The sequence below is a fragment of the Thalassospira sp. UBA1131 genome, from assembly GCF_002311515.1.
Lineage (GTDB): Bacteria > Pseudomonadota > Alphaproteobacteria > Rhodospirillales > Thalassospiraceae > Thalassospira.
Genome location: NZ_DCAO01000070.1, coordinates 8,509 through 9,030, shown reverse-complemented (window position 1 = coordinate 9,030; position 522 = coordinate 8,509). Strand labels below are relative to the sequence as shown.

Annotated in this window: 1 pseudogene and 2 riboswitches; the pseudogene reads right to left on the bottom strand. The window is 53.8% G+C overall.

Going from position 1 to position 522, the window contains the following annotated elements:
* Nucleotides 1–197: pseudogene (gcvT, locus tag B3Z49_RS11185) on the bottom strand (glycine cleavage system aminomethyltransferase GcvT); the annotation flags it as partial.
* A gap of 59 nt (nucleotides 198–256) precedes the next feature.
* Nucleotides 257–364, bottom strand: a riboswitch (glycine riboswitch).
* Between the two features lie 3 nt (nucleotides 365–367).
* A riboswitch (glycine riboswitch) is annotated at nucleotides 368–466 on the bottom strand.
* Nucleotides 467–522: the final 56 nt, after the last annotated feature.

Genomic DNA, 522 nt, shown 5'->3' with positions numbered 1-522 from the left:
CCGGTCAAACGCACCTGCCCCATATGGGACACATCAAACAGGCCTGCCTTCGCACGGGTATGAAGATGTTCGCCCTTCACACCAAGCGGATATTGCACGGGCATGGCATAGCCAGCGAACGGTACCATTTTGGCACCGAGTTCCACATGCAAATCATAAAGAGCAGTTTTTAGAAGTTCGGATTCGTGATCCGCCATCAGGTTCTCCAAGACAATCGTTGCGAAATATAGCCGACCAGTGGCCAACCACATTCCCCCTCTGTCTTTGGAGCCTGAAAGAATCACATCCGGGGTAGGAAGCCGGTCTGCTTACATCTTCGGCGAGGTGTTCCTGATCAGAAATTCAGGTCACCTGCTTTCCAGAGTCCCATCTCCACGCGGTCCTGTTGCCTGAGAGTTTCCGGGGTGGTTGCTCCTTCGGCGTCCGCTCATCCGATCAGGACTGCGGCCTCTCCCACGTGCATCATTTGGGTATGTTTCTGTTATACGGGTTTCCGCGCAAACCGACCAGCCCCTATTTTTC